The organism is Eggerthella sp., assembly GCF_048329335.1.
Lineage (GTDB): Bacteria > Actinomycetota > Coriobacteriia > Coriobacteriales > Eggerthellaceae > Eggerthella > Eggerthella lenta.
Genome location: NZ_DBFEGU010000491.1, coordinates 1 through 3503 on the forward strand (window position 1 = coordinate 1; position 3503 = coordinate 3503).

Here is a 3503-nt window from a genome sequence, read left to right on the forward strand (position 1 = left end):
GGTCGTATACGGAATCCCATCCAGGACGGGGACGCGCTCAGCGCACGCATTCCGAACCGAAGCGCACGACGAGGGCAACCGCCGCGGCAAAGAGCGCCATACCCATCGCCGCGACGGCCGCCGACGCGAACAGCGAAAGCGCGAATCCCACGCCCACCAGCGCAAGCGCGCCGTACTCGTAGCACAAACGCGGGCCGCCCGGGAACAGACGCACGGCATCGAGGCCGCAGCAGAGCAGCGATGCGGCGCCGACCAGCACCGCAAGCGCAAGCGCGAGAGGAAGCGACGTGCCGATGGGAATCATCGCAGCCACGGCGCCGCACGCGAGCAAGGTCGTGGCGGCGAACGCGGGCAGCGTGTCGAATGCCAGCAGTTCGAGCACGCCGAACGGCAGACGGTCGCGCACGAGGCGATTGCGCGCGTCGTCCCGAAACGCCCGCGTGGCCTCGCGCACGCCCTGCGGCATGAGAACGGCCACCGGCAGCCAGAACACGAACAGCACGGGGCCGCCCGCGCCGAGAAGCGCGAGCACCCCGAGCGGCACGACGAAGGCACCTTGCATCACGAGGCTCGCAAGGCCGTCGTACTGGCGCGCATGCGACAGCGCGGCGCGCTGCACGAGGGCGAGGCGGCCCTCCCCGCGCGGCAGGGAGAACCGCACGGGACGGTCGGCCAGCTTGCGGCGACGCTGGTATTCGGCGATGTCGTTGCGGTCGAGGGGCGACAGCATGCCGAACTGGCAGAGGTCGGCATGCAGGGAGTTCTCGTCGATGACGCGCGTCATATCCACGCGCGGCGCAAGCAGGGCGAGGGCGATCGCCGCGACGGCGAGGACGAAGAATCCGCCCACGGAAAGAACCGCGAACGTCGCAGGAGCCAACAGCGCATCAGCGCCCGCGGCCAGCGCGACGCCGCACCAGGAAACGGCAAACGCCACGAGAACGAATGCGGCCGCAGCCGTGCGCCATCCGCTCCAGCCGTCGCTTGCCAGCCGGACGAAACCTACGACCCAGCCAAGCGCAACCGCGGCCGCAGCCAGCGCCGCACCTGCGAGCGCCACCGCGGCCGGCGCGCCCGCGAGCACGGACGCGCTCTCCAACCCCACGCCCAGCAGAAACCCTAGCGCCGCCCCGGCAGCCGCGCCTGCGAAAGCTTGCACTCCGGCCGACACGCCCGCGAGCGCCCGCGCGCTCACCGCGCTGGCCGCCAGATAGGCTATGTCGGGATGCGACAGCTTCAACGGCGTCGTGCGCGCGCCCGCGATGCCGACGCGCAGCAGGACGAGCGCCACCGCGAGCAGCGCCCCCTGAACCGCGAGCGAGCATACGGCGGCGGCGAGGCCGACGAAGACCCCCTGGATCGCATCGACGAGCGCTGCGGCCATGAGCGCGGCCCACACGAGCATGATGCCCACCGCGTACAGCTGGTAAGCGCGCTCTCCCCAGCCGCCGTCGTCGACGCCGGCGCCCACGAGGTGCAAGGTTCGGTTCAGAGCCGAGCGCGCATGGCGCGCTCTCAGCCACAGCAGCAGGCGAACGTCATGCATCGTCGCCTCCGAAGCTCGCGCCGAACGCGTTCCGCACCATGCGTCCTTCGCCTCCGTCACGCGCATCGAGCACGGCGAGGCGGCCGTCTTCCAGACGCAGCAGCGCGTCCGGCCGCAGGTTGGGCACGTCATGATGGCAACTGGCCAGCACGGCCGCGCCGGCGCTGCGCGCTTCCTCGATAAGCCCGCTCAACACCCCGGAGGCGTCCGGGTCGAGCGGCCCGTACGGTTCGTCGAGCAGCAGCAAGCGCGGCGCGCGGGCGAAGGCCAGCACGAGCGCCAGTTTCTGACGCATGCCGCGCGAGTATGCCGAGGGCAGCTGGTCGCGATGGCCGTCGAGGCCGAAGAGAGCCATGAGCCGCTCCGACGGGTCGTCGTCGGCGCTCATACGGTTCGCCTGCCGCACGAAGCGGATATGCTCGCCCGCTGTAAGGTCGTCGTAGAACGAGGGGACGTCGGGCACGAAGGCCAGCAGGCTTCGCTGCGCGCGATCCGCGCCGTCGAAGCGCCTTCCGCACAGCTCCACCCGCCCCTTGGCAGGCGCGTCCCAGCCGGCCAGGCAGCGCAGAAGCGTCGACTTACCCGCCCCGTTCGGCCCGGTGAGAAACGCGACCTCGCCCGCCCGCAACGAAAGCGACGCGCCGGCGAACACCTCCGTCTTGCCATAGCGATAGGCCAAGTCCTCCACATACAGCACGTCCGCTTCGCTCATAGGGCCTCCAGTCGGTCGAACAGCGGCTTGAAACGCGAATCGCCGGCACGTTCGGCCCAGACGGGCTGCGCTGCCACCATCTGCGCGCACTGCCGCCTGAAGTCGATCGCGCCGAACCGGGTTTCCGCGATATGCTCCTGGCCGGGATCGACGCTCCAAAGCTCGGGCGCCCGATCGTACAGCGCGCTCTGGTTCCGGCCGTACACCAGCGTGCGCGCGTCAAGCTCCTCCAGCAAAGACGTAAAGCGCTCGAGATAGCTCGCGGCTCGATCCTCGTCGCCCGCCTGCAAACACGCGGAAGATGCGTTCGTGCAGAACGTGAGCACCGTCATCGGGCTCTGGTTCTGCAAATCGAACCCGGAAAGCACGCCTTCGCCGGCCCGCAGGAGCGCCTCCAGGTGCTCGGCGTCGTCGGCGTACAGCGGGATCTGCGCCGAGACGCAGCTTATGGCGTTCATCACGCACCAGCCCATCGATTCCTGGAACAGCTTCAAGCCGGCGTCAAGGTCGCCTCTCTGCTGGTACATGCTGGCCAGCATGAGATCGATGTTCGCCGCCGTCCTGTCGGGCTTGAGGCTTTCGAACAGGGCGATGCATCCGTCCAAGTCACCCTGCACGCTCATGACGGAAGCGCGCATCATCCGCGCGGCGCGCACCAGCTCCACGTCGTCGGCATGCCGCTCGACGCGCTCGAACAGCTCGGCTGCGCGCGCGGCCAAGGGCTCGGCGCGGTCGGGGTCGAGGGTTGCGCGCTGCGCGTAGAGCATGCCCATCTGCTGCAGCGCGGGCCAGCAGGAGTAGTGCGAACGGACGAGGTCCTCGGCGTTCGCGAAAGCGGCTTCGGGATCTTCGTCGAACTGCGCGAGCAGCCTCAGGTAGGCGTCTTGCAGATCGTCGCCCACCAGCTGCGGCCGATAGTCGAACAGCTCGTCCAGCGTGAGGTCGAAGTAGGCGGCGATGCGCGGCAGCAGAGCCACGTCGGGCATGCTTTGCTCCAGCTCCCACTTCGACACGGCCGCCTTCGTCACGCCCAGGTGCGCGGCCAGCTCGCCCTGCGTCACCTGCGCCGCACGGCGCTCGCGCGCGATGGCGGCTCCCAAGTTAATGTCGTGCATGCAAGGCTCCTTCTCCCGTTCGGCGCGCCCTGCCCTACAGTATGGGGGAACGCTCGCGGTTGACGCAAGCGAGCATCGGTTGACTTTCCCGGGCGCGCGTCAACCGAGCGAGTGCGAAAGACCCTCCTCC

3 protein-coding genes are annotated in these 3503 nt (G+C 69.4%); all 3 read right to left on the minus strand.

What is annotated here, in order from left to right:
• Positions 1-37 precede the first annotated feature (37 nt).
• The 3 genes from ACMO6A_RS15210 to ACMO6A_RS15220 are packed head-to-tail and all read right to left on the minus strand — an operon-like array spanning position 38 to position 3373.
• Positions 38-1546, minus strand: coding sequence for a hypothetical protein (locus ACMO6A_RS15210; RefSeq protein ID WP_021409591.1), 1509 nt, complete (start codon positions 1544-1546; stop codon positions 38-40).
• Positions 1539-2258 (minus strand): ABC transporter ATP-binding protein, encoded by a 720-nt coding sequence (locus tag ACMO6A_RS15215; protein ID WP_057384914.1) that lies wholly within the window; start codon positions 2256-2258, stop codon positions 1539-1541. Before ACMO6A_RS15215 ends, ACMO6A_RS15210 begins: the two co-directional genes overlap by 8 nt.
• Complete coding sequence (locus ACMO6A_RS15220; RefSeq protein ID WP_021409588.1) at positions 2255-3373, minus strand: helix-turn-helix domain-containing protein; 1119 nt, start codon at positions 3371-3373, stop codon at positions 2255-2257. Before ACMO6A_RS15220 ends, ACMO6A_RS15215 begins: the two co-directional genes overlap by 4 nt.
• Positions 3374-3503 lie beyond the last annotated feature (130 nt).

What these genes read in the sequence shown, in the direction of transcription:
- ACMO6A_RS15215 (WP_057384914.1), bottom strand. Translation starts at nt 2,258, where the DNA reads ATGAGCGAAGCGGACGTGCTGTATGTGGAGGACTTGGCCTATCGCTAT.
- ACMO6A_RS15220 (WP_021409588.1), bottom strand. Translation starts at nt 3,373, where the DNA reads ATGCACGACATTAACTTGGGAGCCGCCATCGCGCGCGAGCGCCGTGCG.
- ACMO6A_RS15210 (WP_021409591.1), bottom strand. Translation starts at nt 1,546, where the DNA reads ATGCATGACGTTCGCCTGCTGCTGTGGCTGAGAGCGCGCCATGCGCGC.